Annotated in this window: 13 protein-coding genes; 12 read left to right on the top strand and 1 reads right to left on the bottom strand. The window is 36.4% G+C overall.

The window, feature by feature from the left end; genetic code table 11:
* Positions 1 to 199: 199 nt before the first annotated feature.
* The 8 genes from C9J51_RS13095 (at position 200) to C9J51_RS13130 (ending at position 7,745) form a co-directional block, all read left to right on the top strand.
* Positions 200 to 1,744 carry a 4Fe-4S dicluster domain-containing protein gene (locus C9J51_RS13095; protein WP_045038086.1) on the top strand — a complete coding sequence of 515 codons (1,545 nt, stop codon included), beginning with the start codon at positions 200 to 202 and terminating at the stop codon, positions 1,742 to 1,744.
* Positions 1,744 to 2,055: a hypothetical protein gene (locus tag C9J51_RS13100; RefSeq protein ID WP_045038087.1), complete on the top strand. Its 312-nt coding sequence runs from the start codon at positions 1,744 to 1,746 to the stop codon at positions 2,053 to 2,055. The genes C9J51_RS13095 and C9J51_RS13100 overlap by 1 nt, the downstream gene beginning before the upstream one ends.
* A gap of 62 nt (positions 2,056 to 2,117) precedes the next feature.
* Positions 2,118 to 3,269 carry a tetratricopeptide repeat protein gene (locus C9J51_RS13105; protein ID WP_107250175.1) on the top strand — a complete coding sequence of 384 codons (1,152 nt, stop codon included), beginning with the start codon at positions 2,118 to 2,120 and terminating at the stop codon, positions 3,267 to 3,269.
* A 28-nt stretch (positions 3,270 to 3,297) separates the two neighbouring features.
* Entirely contained in the window at positions 3,298 to 4,506 is a 1,209-nt protein-coding gene (locus tag C9J51_RS13110) for an FMN-binding protein (protein WP_107275208.1), read from the top strand.
* Positions 4,496 to 4,717, top strand: coding sequence for a hypothetical protein (locus C9J51_RS13115; RefSeq protein ID WP_045039879.1), 222 nt, complete (start codon positions 4,496 to 4,498; stop codon positions 4,715 to 4,717). The genes C9J51_RS13110 and C9J51_RS13115 overlap by 11 nt, the downstream gene beginning before the upstream one ends.
* Positions 4,718 to 4,888: 171 nt before the next feature.
* Complete coding sequence (locus C9J51_RS13120) at positions 4,889 to 5,800, top strand: helix-turn-helix domain-containing protein (RefSeq protein WP_045038091.1); 912 nt, start codon at positions 4,889 to 4,891, stop codon at positions 5,798 to 5,800.
* Positions 5,801 to 5,884: 84 nt separating this feature from the next.
* Complete coding sequence (locus tag C9J51_RS13125) at positions 5,885 to 7,318, top strand: coniferyl aldehyde dehydrogenase (RefSeq protein ID WP_107237459.1); 1,434 nt, start codon at positions 5,885 to 5,887, stop codon at positions 7,316 to 7,318.
* Positions 7,311 to 7,745 carry an RDD family protein gene (locus C9J51_RS13130; RefSeq protein WP_045039880.1) on the top strand — a complete coding sequence of 145 codons (435 nt, stop codon included), beginning with the start codon at positions 7,311 to 7,313 and terminating at the stop codon, positions 7,743 to 7,745. The genes C9J51_RS13125 and C9J51_RS13130 overlap by 8 nt, the downstream gene beginning before the upstream one ends.
* A 77-nt stretch (positions 7,746 to 7,822) precedes the next feature.
* Here C9J51_RS13130 and C9J51_RS13135 read toward each other — a convergent pair whose 3' ends face one another.
* Positions 7,823 to 8,395 (bottom strand): PhnA domain-containing protein, encoded by a 573-nt coding sequence (locus C9J51_RS13135; RefSeq protein ID WP_107237460.1) that lies wholly within the window; start codon positions 8,393 to 8,395, stop codon positions 7,823 to 7,825.
* Positions 8,396 to 8,735: 340 nt separating this feature from the next.
* Here C9J51_RS13135 and C9J51_RS13140 point away from each other — a divergent pair, with 340 nt between their 5' ends.
* The 4 genes from C9J51_RS13140 to C9J51_RS13155 all read left to right on the top strand — a co-directional run bounded on the left by C9J51_RS13140 (position 8,736) and on the right by C9J51_RS13155 (position 14,945).
* On the top strand, positions 8,736 to 10,067 hold the full coding sequence (locus tag C9J51_RS13140; RefSeq protein WP_045039881.1) for a S1 family peptidase: 1,332 nt from the start codon (positions 8,736 to 8,738) through the stop codon (positions 10,065 to 10,067).
* Positions 10,068 to 11,031: 964 nt separating this feature from the next.
* Positions 11,032 to 11,697, top strand: a complete 666-nt coding sequence (locus C9J51_RS13145; protein WP_045039882.1) for a response regulator transcription factor — start codon at positions 11,032 to 11,034, stop codon at positions 11,695 to 11,697.
* Between the two features lie 39 nt (positions 11,698 to 11,736).
* Positions 11,737 to 13,104, top strand: coding sequence for a sensor histidine kinase (locus C9J51_RS13150; protein WP_045039883.1), 1,368 nt, complete (start codon positions 11,737 to 11,739; stop codon positions 13,102 to 13,104).
* A 311-nt stretch (positions 13,105 to 13,415) separates the two neighbouring features.
* Positions 13,416 to 14,945, top strand: a complete 1,530-nt coding sequence (locus C9J51_RS13155; RefSeq protein WP_107275209.1) for a cytochrome c peroxidase — start codon at positions 13,416 to 13,418, stop codon at positions 14,943 to 14,945.
* Positions 14,946 to 15,310: the final 365 nt, after the last annotated feature.

Below are 15,310 nucleotides of genomic sequence, written 5' to 3' on the forward strand. Positions count from 1 at the left end.
AATTCCGTCCTTAATGTGATTAAGTTTAGTGCAAATTCGACTAAATGATAAATTAGCACCATTTTTATCTAAATAGTGTGATGTTAGGTTATGAAACGTCACATTTGTATCGGTTTCTGTCCATAAATAACCTGTTGACCATTTAGTTAATAAATATCCTAGAGCAATAAATTGCAACATATCTTAGGACGTTTACTTAATGAAAGATGACCATTCAAATACGCCTCCACCGGAAAGCTTATCTCGACGTAATTTTCTTAAATTTACAGGGGCTGCTGCTGCGACGGTATCTGTTGGAGCCGCAGCGGGTGCTGGTTTTCAATTGGGACGAGATCCTGATAGTTATGTAGGTTGGGGACGAACCGAAGAAGGCAAAGATATGTTTTTTGATCGTACGCCTTTTGTGGTTGATTATCCGCCAACATTTCGTGTTGTAGGTACAATTGAACGCCCTGAGTGGGCATCACATCTTTTTAATCGAACCGGGTGTTTCCGTGATGCATTTATCTCTGGTTGGACCCCTGATATGGGGATTGAAACCTTTCCTGATGTGCGAATTCGTGAGTATTACAAAGATATACCTGACCGCTTTGATGAGATGTTAAGGGCTTTTAGAGAAAACGACATTCGTGAACAGAACATTGAGCGTATTCGTGATCAATTAGCCATTGGTTGGGCATATGATGCCGCACATGAAAAAGCCGCATACGGAACCCATAAACATCCGGTTAATTTCCCCATTAAACCTGAAGGTCCACCTGAAGTCGCAGATTATTATTTTGTAGATAAAGAACGCAAAAAACTGGAATTTAAATCGCCTACACATGCATCAGAACTTATTAAAACGATGGCACATCAATTTGGTGCTAGCCTCGTGGGTATTACTGGTGTTCATGAAGAATTTATATTTAAAAATATGATGCGTGGCGTTGACTCGTGGGGCGATGAAATACCTAAACACTGGAAGTCAATTGTTGTTATTGGTATTCCGATGAACTGGGATCCGATGTATTCCGCGATTGGTTATTCAACGTCTTATGATGCTTATCATAAATGTCGTTTAGCGATTGGAAAACTACAAATATTTTTAGGTGAATTAGGTTATGCCTCTCGTTGTCAGGTTCCTGGTAATGATTATGAAATGACAATCCCTCCTCTAGGCGTTATGGCTGGACTGGGTGAAGCTAGTCGTAATGGTACATTGATGACCCCTGAATTAGGTACTAATGTCCGTTTAGCTGCGCTTGTTACTGAAATTGATTTAGAGATTGATATGCCAGTTGATCTTGGTATGCAACATTTTTGTCGTGATTGTAAAATATGTGCAACCAGTTGTCCCTCAGGATCGATCTCATTATCCGATGATCCTGATACGGTGATTCGTGGTTTTAAACGTTACGATTTCAATCAAGATAGTTGTTATCGAATGTGGCAAAGTGGCCCCACACCAGGGGCTATGGGATGTCGAGCATGTATTTCAGTCTGTCCTTATACGCGTAAAAATAACTGGATCCACACCATTGTCCGTGAAGCTGATCCTCGCGATAAAACAGGGTTAACACGTAAAGCGTTATTAGCAATGCAACATAATATGTTTTATTACCCCGAAGCTGAAGCGTATCACGGGGATTGGAACGGTGGTCATCTTGCAAGTTATCATCAACCACCCAAATGGATGCGGACTGAAAACTATTTTACTGTAGATAAAACATGGCAATACGATGGTAATGGGGAGGGATTCTAATGTTTCCACAAGCAACTATTTTAGATCCATTATTTTGGATGGGATTGGGTGCGTTACAGCTTTTCTTGTTTTGGAATGCGCGTTATTGGGCGAAATCATTACGATTAAAAATGAATGGTTGGAAGTGGTCTGCCGTCATTGGCTGGTGGTTTTCTTTCTTGTTAACCATTGCTGGTGCATTCACATTATTAGGTGAAAATGAAGGCAATGCGGGTTGGTATTTTCTCGGTGTTGTGGGTACAGGTTTAGTGATTATTGGCTTTAGTCTTGCTGCTTTTTTAATTTGGCTGCGTGATCGTCAAGTGCAATAGTTATTGTGTTTAAAAAGGAGGGTGGTTAACGCTCTTCTTTTGCTATTTATATTGAGAAAATTATGCAACTTTCCCCCAAAACACACCAAAAAATAATGGATCTCTGTCAATTATGTCTTGAGGTTTTTAAACAGCCTTTAGATGGTGCTGCTGTAGTAGCAGCAGTAGCCTTACACGCTGATCAATTATTATCCGTTCGTGTCTTTGAATCTCAAGTACATCAAGATGTTAATTTATTCAGTTGGTTAGAGCATCAAGCATTACAAACAGAGATTAATCATTGGCTCACTGAGAATGACATTAATGGATTAGGTAATCAATTTTCTACGATGGCCCAACAAAAACAATTTATTCGAGGTTTGATTCAATTAGGCTTAGCTGAATCAGCATTATCGTGTATTGGACGCGGGCAACAACGTAAGGATGATAACCAATTAATGTTGCTTCGTGGGTTAGCGATGTCAGCTATGGGTATGCCAGAAGCTGCCGCTGAGTGTTTCCAAACTGTGGCGTTAATTGCAACAGAGGATCATCAAGCCTATTTTTATTTAGCCAATGAATATATGAAATTAGGCAAGCATGCATTAGCGCTAAAAGCGTTTGATGATGCTATTGCTTGCCGTCCTGATTTACCTGGAGCATGGCACAATAAAGGCATCACTTATTATCAATTAGAAAATTTTGAACAAGCTATCCCATTGTTTGAAAAAGCAACAATCCTTGCGCCTGATAATATAGGTAGTTGGATTAATCTCAGTAAATGTTATCTTGCGATTAAACAGCCACAAACGGCATTATTAACATTAAAAAACGCAATAATTTTGCACGAAAATCACCCTGAATTAGATAAAACAATCGGAATTATTTATAAACAACTGGGTGATGATGATTCTGCTATTTATCATTTAAATAGTGCAATAAATAAAACGCCTAATGAGATTGAGTTATATCAAGTTCGTGCTGAAGTATTAATGAAGTTAAAGAATTATGACTTAGCTTTAGCCGATATTGAATTTTTGAATACCATAGAACCTTATGATAGTGAGTGTTGCTGTTTGAAATTTGAAGCGCTATTTGCACTTCAACGGTATAGAGAGGCTGAAAGTTGTTTTTATTTCTTAGTGGGAATTAATCCTCTTGCTTATAGTCGTTATGAGCAAGAATTGAATACTATTCGACAACATTTACAGATCCCAAGCTGTCAGAAATTATAATTAAAGTGAAATAAAACAAGGGCGTTTTATGAATAAATCACAACGGAATATCTTGGAAAAAACACTTGCGATAGTGACACTATTAGGCCTTGTATTAGCATGGGGGCTGGGCAGTTTACGGCAACAAGATCATATCACAACACAGTTAATGCAAGTCGTTCAGCAACCGATGTTATTTAATGAATTACAGCATGATGTCTGGGCTGCCAAACCTAAAAAAACGGCTGTAAAGAGTAATTTAACAGACTATTTACTTTGGGTTGGGCGAGCTGAAAGTGTTGGCTATGGTGGTATGCTACAAACAATAATACAAGTTAACGAGAAACAGCAGATTAGTGGTATAGCGATTATTCAAAGTGCTGAAACACCATCGTATCTTAAAGAAGTTATTAGTAATGGATTAATTGATAATTTCATTGATCAAAATGTCGCTAAACTAAAGCAACTCGATGGGATTACAGGTGCAACATTGACTAGTAATGCGATTAATCACTCGATCATACAAGCGGCAAAAAATATTGGTATAAATGTATTTAAGCTACCTTTAACATTGCCCGAATCGACATTGATATTACCGCAAATTATTGATGGTATCGCATTGTTAATCTTTATCATTGCCATTGTTATTAATCGTCCCGCCTTTCCTCATAAAATTATTGCTAAACGTATTATGATGGGAGTTTCGATCATTGTTTTAGGGTTCTATGCTGCGGCACCTTATGGGGCAAATACACTTGGTTTTGTATTATCAGGTGTATGGTTAGATGGTATAGCCAGTTATACATCTTTATTGTTGTTGTTGGTAACTATTGGTTATTTATTAGTAACCAATAAAAATGTTTATTGTTCAACTGTTTGTCCTTTCGGTGCTACGCAAGAATGTATTGGTAAATTGAATAAAGCAAAAGCATGTAAACCAAAACATGACTTCTTTATTTGGTTTGCGAGGGGACTATTATGGTTTACTTTAATTCTAGGTTTATATTATCGTAATTCGGCCTCTTTTAGTTATGAACCGTTTGGAATGGCATTTAATATGATTGGTACGCATTTTATATTCGTATTAACTATTTTGATTGTGCTAACGTCTTTATTTATTAATAAACCATGGTGTCAAACATTATGTCCAGTACATCACTTTATTGAATATATTCGATTTATGAAAAAATGGATTAAAAATAGTGTAAAGCCTACTCGTTTCACAGAAAAAAAACGAGGTGAACGCCATGCGTCTTAATATTTCACTATTGTTTTACATCAGTGCTAGTTGTTTGATTCTTGGTCATATTTACCAAAATATGACAGAAATATCTCAAATGTCATTACAGAATAAGCCTTACTATCAGGTGTTTAGTAATGAAAAACGATTACCGAAAAGTGATGCTAAAATTGATTATAAGCGTTTAGCTGAATTAAATGAAGCGTCATCAAAAGCTGAAGGGTGGTAGGTAACCAGTTATGAGTAGATAACGGTAGTAATAAAAATATTATTACTACCGTTACTATTATTGTTAACTTAGAGATAAAATTAAAATAAGTGTAATTTTATTAATTTCAATCAAAGGAAAAATCTTTTATTTATATAAAATGTATGATTATTTTATTATATAGATATTGGTATGAAAATTATTGATAATTTGGCATTTAAAGGAAATCATGATTCAGATATCGAATTTACTTTATGTACATTAAAATCTTTATGTTTAAAAACAGAAATTCTCCCGGTTACTATTCCACATCGATTACATTTTTATTCGTTAATTATTATAACTGAAGGTGAAGGGTACCATTATATTGATTTTAAAAAATATCATTATAAAGCTGGAAGTGTGTTTATATTAGAACCTTCACAAGTTCATTATTTTGAACTAAACAATGAGAGTGATGGTTATATTTTTACCTTTACAGAAAATCTCATTTTTTCAGATGATAAAGATCAATATCGTACTGTTATCACACAATTATTTGAAAATCATAATCATGTTACAATGTCACTTAATGTAGACAATATAATTGAACAACAGGCATTAAATTTAATACTTAATGTGCAGTTATTGATACAAGAATACAACATTGCTGATGACGTATGTAAAGAAGAAATTTTACGGAGCTTATTACGCGTATTGTTACTAAAAATTGTACGATTTTATCCAACATTAGCTGAAAAATACCATCCAGATTTTATAATTATTAAACAGTTCAAACAACAATTAGAAGAGAATTTTCGAATAACACGTCAAGTGACTGATTATACGAATACATTAGGGTGTACACCTAAAAAAATCAATCATATATGTAAAGCATTAACGGGTTTTACTGCTAAAGAGTTAATTGATTCACGGGTTATTTTAGAGATTAAACGATTGTTAGCTTATAGTAATATATCCATAAATGAGATGGCGGAATATTTAGGTTTTGATGAAGCGACAAATCTTGCTAAATTTTTTAAGCGACATACTCAATTATCACCCAAAGAATTTCGCAGTGTGAGCCGAATACAAAAAACAACTATTCGACGTGCTTTTTATTAATGGTGTTCTTTAAGTTCCGTGTAAAACCCAGAAGGAATAGGTATATTAATACCATTATTTGATTGTTATTTATGGTAAGTTAATATGATCCAATATCAATCTAGATTGGTACTTGAACAATATCGTCAGCGTCAATATGATGCTTTCATGCAGCAGCCGATGCCGATGGTTGAAGATCGTATCGCTGCCCTAAAAAAAGTAAAACAATTAATCATTCAGCATCAAGCTCAGATTTGCGAAGCGATTGCGGCTGATTTTGGTTGTCGCTCTGCAAGTGAAACCGCATTATTAGAAATATTTACGTCTTTAGAATCGATAAATGATGCGATTAAACATGTTAAGGCATGGATGAAGCCTCAACGTCGACATACTTCTTTATGGTTCAAACCCGCAAAAAACAGGGTTATTCCACAGCCATTAGGGGTTGTGGGCATTATTGTACCGTGGAACTATCCACTTTTTTTGACTATTGCTCCAATGGTAGCGGCACTTGCTGCTGGTAATCGAGTCATGGTTAAAATGTCAGAAAATTCTCAACATCTATGTCAGCTATTACAACAATTATTTGAGGTTGATTTTAGTAATGAACAGATTTGTATTATTGCTGAAGAAGGACAAACAGGGATTGCTTTCTCACAATTAAAATTCGATCACCTTATTTTTACGGGCTCAACGACCACTGGTAAGGCTGTTATGGCTGCTGCTGCAACCCATTTAGTGCCTGTGACGTTAGAACTTGGCGGTAAATCTCCGGTTATCTTGGCGGATGATTATGATATAAAAACGGCATTATCACGTATCTTAGGTGGTAAGGTTTATAACAGCGGTCAAACCTGTGTCGCTCCTGATTATTTGTTGATCCCACAAGCATTAGAAGATGAGGTTATTCGCCAATCCCAAGCGATTATGGCAAAGCGATTTAGTGATATTCAGCATCCTGATTATACCTCGATTATTGATGATGCATCTTTTTCTCGTTTATGCGATACCGTCAAAGATGCCATCGAACAGGGCGCAAAGGTCATTAATTTGATCCCTCAGTCAAAGCTTGATCCGCAACAACGTAAATTCCCCTTACAACTTGTTTGTCAGCCTACCGATGCGATGATAGTGATGCAGCGGGAAATATTTGGACCATTACTGCCAATTGTCACCTATAAAACCTTACAGCAAGCATTAGATTATATTAATGCCAGAGAACGACCATTAGCGCTGTATTTATTCAGTAATAATAAAGCGGTGCAGCAGCAGGTATTAGACCAAACACGTTCAGGTGGGGTTGCAATTAATGATGTTATGTTACATGTCGCGCAGGATGATTTACCGTTTGGCGGTGTAGGGCATAGTGGAATGGGGCATTATCATGGTCGAGAGGGATTTGAGCGCTTATCTAAAATGCGTCCGGTGATGCATCAAGCAGCGTTAAGTTCTACTAAATACCTGTATGCACCTTATGGGAAAATAGGTAAACGATTAATTAATTTTATTATAAATAGGAAATTTTCTCGATATGAATAAAGAAATGATGCCTATATATGTGGGTTTTTGGCAGCGAGTGTTAGCCAGCTTAATTGATACTGCTATTGTAGCGTTGATTAGTGCACCATTAATGTATCTTGTTTATGGTGAAATGCATCCACAAACCGATGTGTTCATTATTGGACCGATGGATGTCATTATTAACTATTTATTGCCTTTTATCGGCGTGATTTTATTTTGGGTTTATAAATCAGCAACGCCAGGGAAAATGGTGATTAAAGCACAGATTGTTGATGTTAAAACGGGTAATAAACCCAGTGTTAAACAATCGGTAATACGTTATTTAGGCTATTTTGTCTCAACGATACCGTTCGGACTTGGTTTAATGTGGGTTGGCTGGGATAAAAGAAAGCAAGGCTGGCATGATAAATTAGCCAATACCGTTGTCGTTAACTGTCTGAAATAAAAGAACACTAAGAATACAAGAAAGCCCCTGCTGAGAATATCAACAGGGGCTTTCTTTATTCTCAAATACAGTAAGAATTACTTCTTAGTGAATGCTGAGATGATCACCATTTGCACACCGTCAGCACGACCTTGGATGTGAAGTGGGTTATCAGTCAAGCTGATGTTACGTACTGGCGTACCACGCTTGATAACCATGCTTGAACCTTTAACTGGTAGATCTTTAATGATAGTTACGCTATCACCAGCTTGAAGGATTGCACCGTTTGCATCGCGAGTAGGAATTGAAGCTTGTTCTTCTTCAACAAGACCTTTTTCAGCCCACTCTTTAACGTTATCTTCTAAGTACATCATGTCAACGAGATCCATTGCCCAATCAGTTTTAGTTGAAAGACGTTTAAGCTGGCGATATACCATAACTTGAACAGCAGGAACTTGACTCCACATGGTGTCGTTTAGAGCACGCCAATGGTTTTCGTCAGTTGTTTCTGGATTTTCAAGCTGACCACGGCAAGTATCACAAAGTAGTACGCAACAACCCGCGCTCTTGTCTTCAGAAGCAGGAACAGCGTATACCGCTAGATTATTTTCAGAAGAACATAGCTCACATTTTGATTCACTACGCGTTTTTAATGCTTGTTCGATAGTCATGGGAATTGTCCATTGATTTATTGTGCCAATATTATGCCGTTCTATTGTACAGAAGAAAAGCAAACATGTCCCTGATCACGAAATTTATAGTACAACAGACTGTTTAATATCCAGCTAGCTTTGTTTTATTAACCTAACCACACGGTTGTTGTTTCATATTTAACAATATAGACACAGAGGTATTCATAAGATAATGCCAACGACTTATATAATATATGAGGTAATGTTCTGTACAGTTACATGAAAAAATGAAGCTTATCGCAGTGTGCTTGTTTCGATCTTTGCCTACAACATGTTAAGAGTAAACTATCGCGATTACTATTAAGTTTAAGGGAAAAGGATGTTCCAGTATAAATATAGTGTTTTGATGTTAGCCATTATCGCCAGTATAAGTACGCCAGTATGTGCATCATCAGATACAACAGTTTCACCTTACGTCGTTGGTGGTAGTGATGTTGATACTAATACTCCAGTTAGTGAAAATTTTATGGCATCACTCCGCAATAATAAAGATGGAGAAACCCCTTTTTGTGGCGCGACGATTATCAATGATCAGTGGGTATTAACGGCAGCCCATTGCGTGGTAACAGGAAGTGATAAAAACGCAGAAGTATTAGCACCGTCTAATATTACGATTACTGCTGGGTTACTTAATAATAGCTATCCACAAAAAAAACATATATTTTCAGCTACGCATGTGGTGATACACCCTGCTTATAGTCCAGTAGCTGTGATAAAAGAGACAACAGTTAATGATCAAGTGATTACTGAGATTGTTAGTTCGGCATTGGATAACGATGTTGCTCTAATTCGGGTAAATCGTAAGTTTGTTGGTTTAGGTAAAGTTGCATTATCAACCTTATCGCAAACACAGTTGATTGAGGAACAGCTAAAACAAGAATGGGAACAAGCCAATAATCCTATTCCTACAGACCATCGTCCGGAAAATATTACCGTTTTAGGGTGGGGAGCAACGACAATTGAGGGAAGTAAACCATCAAAAACACTTAAACAGGCTAAGTTGAGTTTCTTCCCTATTAATCTTTGTTATGAGCGTATTGAGTCTAATGATAATCCTGGCTTAATTATTGATAGTCCAGCAAATATTACTAAATTATGTACATTGCCTCCTGTGGTTATTGCCGATCTTACTGGTGCAGATGCTTGTAATGGTGACAGCGGAGGTCCTATTTTTGTTATTGATAGTGAGGGCAATCAGTTACAAGTAGGTATTGTCAGTGGTGGTACGACAGGTAACCCTGTTTGCGGTTCAATGACTAGACCAGGTTTCTATGCTCGTGTAGGAAACTATACTGATTGGATTGTTGAAAATAGTAGTAAAGTGCCGACATATCCTATAACACCTCCTGATTTTCTTAATGATAAATACGGCGATCAAGATGGCGATGACACAGGTGGCGGTGACACAGGTGGTGGTGACACTGGTGGCGGTGATACAGGTGGTGGTGATACCGGTGGTGGTGATACAGGTGGCGGTGACACAGGTGGTGGTGACACAGGTGGTGGTGACACAGGTGATGATGGGTGCAATGACAGCATTTCAGCGAACAATTGTAATATAGGTAAAGATCGCGATGGTGGCGGTAGTTTTGGTGCTATCGGCTTATTATTGCTTTGTGGCGGTGCGTTTATTAGACGTTTTAGAGCTTAAATTGATCATAATTAGCCATTCAATTTAATGTTGAAGGTGTACTAATTATAGATAGCAATATAATTGTTATGGAAGTTGGCTTTTTTAGCTAACTTCCATTTTTTTTATATATTAAACAGTATATTAATTATTTATAGATTAAATTTACAAGATTCAAGGTGGGTTTTTATAAGATTCAATAAAGAGACTAATGCCGTTATTCTAAGTTTGAAGAAAAAATAAAAAATGAATGTATAACTTACATATATTTAACATTTCAGGTTTTTCAAATGATAAATAAAATAAAAATAGAGTTGAGTTATTTAGTCTTTAAATCTGTCAGTATCGCTTTTTTTTGTTATTTTTATTTAATATCAATATGTTATTGGTTTATTTTGTCACTTAGAATCTGTTATTAACTAATAGCATCATGTTTTATTATTTTATCCACTAAAATATATTTATCCACAGAAGCTGTGCATAACTCTGTGGGAAATTCGCTAAAGCTAGATTTGGCGCAGCCTCTGGTAAAGTCAATATATACTTAATTGAAATTTGTTAATAATTATAAATTTATTGATTTAGTTCAATGATCAAACAGAAAGCTTGTTTTATGTATTCAGTGTTCAAATAAAGTTTAATATTTAAAATTTTGAGCTATGAAAAAAAAGTCATTCTAATTCATATGTTGAACGTTTGTTTCTAGATTAATAGAAGTGCTATTTACTGATGTGATTTTATTCTTTCTGCTTTAGACCGATAGTCAATAGATTCTGGCGTTTAAATATTGGGGTTATAAGAAGCCTTAGTTCTACGACAAAACGCTAATAATAATACATTGTGGTTAAAACCGACGTAATTGAGTCAACAATCACTTATTTACGTGGGCTAATGGTGTGGAGAATAACGTGGTTGTTGATAGATGGTTGATATATACATGTTAAGCATATTACTATGCCGACGGTTTTCTTTTGGATGATTGATTGTGTCAAAAATATTAGTTGTTGATGATGATATACAGTTGTGTGAATTATTGACTGAAGTACTTGAAGATGAAGGCCATGATGTCAGTTGTGTCCATTGTGGAGAGTCAGCAATTGAGTTTCTGCAAAACAAAGGTGTCGATTTAGTATTATTGGATGTGATGTTGCCTAACCTTGATGGTATGCAGGTTGCACGTCGTATTTGTCAACGGTTTGCGACCCCAATTTTAATGTTAACTGCATTGGGTGATGAAGCAACCATGCTTGATGGTTTGCAAGCGGGAGCCGATCATTTTATTACTAAGCCATTTAAAGTGCCTGAATTATTGACACGTATCAGTGCTATTTTGCGTCGTGTTGGGCTTGAGCGTCAGCGCCATACCATTCGTTCAGGTGAAGAAAAGATGGCGGCAGAGATGTCACGTTTGCCATTAACCAGTACGGAATCGGAATTATTAGAATATTTAATTAAGCATGACGGAATTGTGGTGTCAAAGGCGGAATTACAAAAACAAGTGCTTAAAAAAGAGTTAAGTCCATTTGATCGTAACCTTGATATGCATATCAGTAATATACGCCGTAAAATTGTTTTAGCAGGGATGTCTAAGTTGCATATTAAAACGGTACGTGGTCGAGGATACAGCTATAGCGAAAGTGTTAACCATTAATTAAAGGATCATCGTGTGGAAAGCTTTTCCCAACGAAAAATGTGGTATAAGCCCTATCAACAGCATGGTTTAGTTGTACGGCTTTTTTCGTATTTTGCTGTGAGTTTGTTATTAATATTATTACTGCAAAATTTAGCTGAAATTGCATTAGTTAAAACGATGCTACATGTGCCAAAGAACGTTCAACACAAGATGCTCGTGATGGCAGAGCAAGCGCAACAGTTAATTGATTCAGGTAGTAAACAACAATTGGGTCAATGGGAAAAGCAACAGCCGTATTATTTATTTGTAATTGATAAAGATCAACATGAAATGGGGAATAGAAAAATGCATCCTCATTTTGCTTTCAAATTGAGTTATGCTCGTGGAATTAATTCCATTTTAGATTCTCGTGTTAATCAGCCTATATTTGCCATTCCGTTAAAAGAGGGCAATCAATTAATGGTGCAATTACCATATCAATTACATCCCGCCAAATATTTTTCATTCTATTTTGGTTTAATTCAGGTTGTTATTGCAGTATTAATTCTATTGATGTTTTCATTTCTTATTGCGCGTTATTTACAACGGCCGTTAAATACTTTGCGTGAGGCAAGCCGCAGTCTTGCAAATGGTGATTTTTCCGTAAGAGTGGCTAATACTATCAGTGATAGTAGCATTGAATTTAAATCGCTTGCGACTGACTTTGATGACATGGCTGAAAAAATTCAAATGCTATCTGAACGTCAACGACGCTTAATTCGTGATGTATCACATGAACTACGTACACCATTAGCTCGGCATAATTTATCGTTACATTTAATAAGAAAACGGGTTGCGTCTGAGCATCAACACCTCGTTGATCGACTAGAGCGTGAAGCTGAAGAAATGAATCAATTGGTTAGTGAAATTTTAGAGTTTAATCAGCTTCAAAATATAACAGACAACGCTAATTTAATTCCCATTGATATTGAGAGTTTGTGCTTAACGACAGTGCCTAATATCGAACTATTATTGGGTGTGCAACAAACATTTACGCTTGATATTGATAATAATATGCCATTCGTCATGGGCGATTCTCGTTTGATTTTGCGAGCTGTGAATAACTTACTTACCAATGCGATTAAATATGCGGGAGAAAATGCACATATTAATCTTAATTCAGCGCTGGTGGTTATCGAAGGGCAACAATTTGTACAATTAAGTGTAGAAGATGACGGTTATGGTATTGCTGATCAACATTTAAAACGGATTTTTGATCCCTTTACACGTATTGAAGGGGCGCGCGATAAACAATCTGGTGGTTATGGGCTCGGTTTAGCCATTGTTAAAGAAGCAATGACGGTGATGAATGGCACTGTTAATGCGAAAAGTCGTCAGCCTCATGGATTGATAATTCAATTATTGTTACCAGTAATGAATAAATAAGAATATTTATTCAATAATTATTGCTTATGGAATCCTATTGAAAAACTTATACTTAAGATAAAATAGATTAAAAATATGGTTGTTAATCTATTTTATCGATTATGTGGGTGCTTTTTGATCGATAAATGGTGGTGGCATAAAAAAACACTGAGACTGTATTTCTATGATGTGTGTTTTTTATTAACAACATAAAATATATTGATATATGATATTGATTTAAATCAAGATAGTTGGTTTTTTTGTGATTTATTTATTTTGATTATTCTGCATAGGTATATATTGCAGGCGGAAGTTTTCAAAAGAGTAATATCATGATTAATAAGAAATATATAAAAAAAGCGATTGTGAGTGCTGTAGCGTTAGGTATCGTTGGCTATGGTGCAATTGTATACATTATACATAAAGAAGATGTTGCTTTAGCAAATAAACGCTTAGATGCTTTATCACTGCATAATATTGATGATCTTTCGGCTCAAGCAATGCGTTTGTTAGCAGAAAAAGGCTGTGCAGATTGTCATACGCCCAACAGTCCACTGCCGTTTTATGCCAAAGTGCCTGGTGTGAAACAAACGATGCAAGCAGATATTGATAAGGCTAATCAATCGTTTGAACTTGTACCTGTTGTACAGGCCGTAGAGCAGCATCAAGCCGTAAATCAAGTCGCGCTTGCTAAATTAGAGTTTGTTCTTAACAATAACTCTATGCCAATTCCTAAATATTTAGCGATACACTGGCCATCAGCATACCTCAACAGTGCAGATAGACAGTTGTTGTTAAATTGGATCAAGCATCAACGCCAACAATATTATCCGAACCCAACCGCAGCACCACAGTTTAAGAATTTGGCCATTCAACCAATTCATACCGTATTTAAAACAGATCCAGCGAAAGTTGCATTAGGGTTATCGCTTTACAATAACATTCACTTATCAGCTAATAATAAGTATGCATGTTCAAGTTGTCACTCTATTCATACCGGTGGCACAGATAATTTGCCAACCAGTTTAGGTATCAATAATCTTGATGATCCTATGAATGCGCCAACCGTTTATGATTCTGCCTTTAATATGAGTCAGTTCTGGAATGGTCGTGCGGCAGATCTAGCGGCTCAAGCGGCAGGGCCTATTTTTAATCCCGTTGAAATGGGATCAAAAAATTGGGGCAATATCATTGCTAAACTTAAGCAAGATCCTCAGTTAGTTAAATTATTTGATGCTTCATATAAAGATGGCATGACAGGGGCGAATATCACCAATGCGATTGCCGAATATGAGAAAACATTAATCACCACTAATAGCCGTTTTGACCAATACTTAGAAGGTAATTTAAGTGCATTAACGCCTAAAGAAATCGAAGGCTTTAAATTGTTCTTAAAAACAGGGTGTCAAACTTGTCACGTTGGTCAAAGTATGGGTGGACAGTCATACGAGAAGATGGGCGTCTATAGTAGCTTCTTTGATAATCTTAAAGGTAAGCATATTGAGGGTGATAAAGGACGTTATTTAGTTACTCATAATGAAAAGCAAATGCATTATTTTAAAGTACCTAATTTACGTAATATTGCGATAACTGGGCCTTATTTCTCTGGCGGTCGCGCGGCAACGTTATCTGAAGCGGTTAATGCAATGGCGAAGTATCAGTGTAATACTGATTTTACACCAAAAGAAACCCAAGCCATGGTCGCTTATTTAAAAACACTGACAGGTGAGTATCAGGGTAAGACATTAACTAACCCTAATTGCCATGATGTGAATGGTCAGCAAGTGTGTAATAGCGCGAAAGATCAAGTTTGGAAACAAGTGACGGGTCGTAAGCTACCTACTGAAATGTCGCTTAACTAAATGTAATGTGGACTGATGATTGATAATAGCCGCCACGTTATATGGCGGCTTTTTTGTTTTCTGATTTTAAATATTAGGTATTTACATCACAACCACAACAAACAATGGACAGCCATATTTTTGCACATCAATAGACGAAAAAATTACAAGGACAGCCATAACCTTGCACATCAACCATGAGTAACTACACTTAAGCTTCACGTTGCTTATGGTGAAACGAATGACAATTTCAAGACGAAAATTGATAGAGCCTCAAATTACGCCTTTTTATCATGTAATTAATCGTTGTGTACGTCGTGCATATTTATGTGGGGATGATCCATATGACGGTAAAAACTATCAGCACCGTCGCGGTTGGATAGTAA

This window comes from Photobacterium iliopiscarium (assembly GCF_003026395.1).
Taxonomy (GTDB): Bacteria; Pseudomonadota; Gammaproteobacteria; order Enterobacterales; family Vibrionaceae; genus Photobacterium; species Photobacterium iliopiscarium.